Source organism: Microbacterium paludicola (assembly GCF_039529675.1).
GTDB lineage: Bacteria > Actinomycetota > Actinomycetes > Actinomycetales > Microbacteriaceae > Microbacterium > Microbacterium paludicola.
The window spans coordinates 1-502 of the sequence record NZ_BAAANG010000051.1 but is presented as its reverse complement, the minus strand read 5'-3'; the positions used below and the strand labels follow the sequence as shown (position 1 = coordinate 502).

Genomic DNA, 502 nt, shown 5'->3' with positions numbered 1-502 from the left:
TGGGCCTGCAGGTCAACTCGACCGAGGATGGCGCCGGCTGGCTGACATTCTGGCGCGACCTCGTCGCCCGAGGCCTGAGCGGCGTCAAGCTCGTCACATCCGACGCGCACGCAGGTCTTGTCGCAGCGATCGGCGCGACCGTCGGCGGCAGCTGGCAAAGATGCCGCACCCACTACGCCGCCAACCTGATGAGCGTGACCCCGAAGAGCTCCTGGCCGTGGGTGAAGACGCTGCTCGGGACGGTGTTCGACCAGCCCGACGCCGACGCGGTGCACGCCCAGTTCGACCGGGTCCTCGACGCCCTCGAGCACAAGCTCCCCAGATCGTTCGAGCACCTCGAGGCCGCACGCGAGGAGATCCTCGCGTTCACCGCGTTCCCGAAGAGCATCTGGCGGCAGATCTGGTCCAACAATCCGAACGAGCGCCTCAACCGGGAGATCCGCCGCCGCACCGACGTGGTCGGGATCTTTCCGAACCGCGACGCGATCATCCGACTCGTCGG

Annotated in this window: 1 protein-coding gene; it reads left to right on the top strand. The window is 67.7% G+C overall.

Features of this window, described 5'->3' with window-relative positions; all coding sequences use genetic code 11:
• A partial coding sequence (locus ABD161_RS15585) for a transposase (RefSeq protein WP_344005056.1) occupies nt 1–502 on the top strand: 502 nt, incomplete at both ends.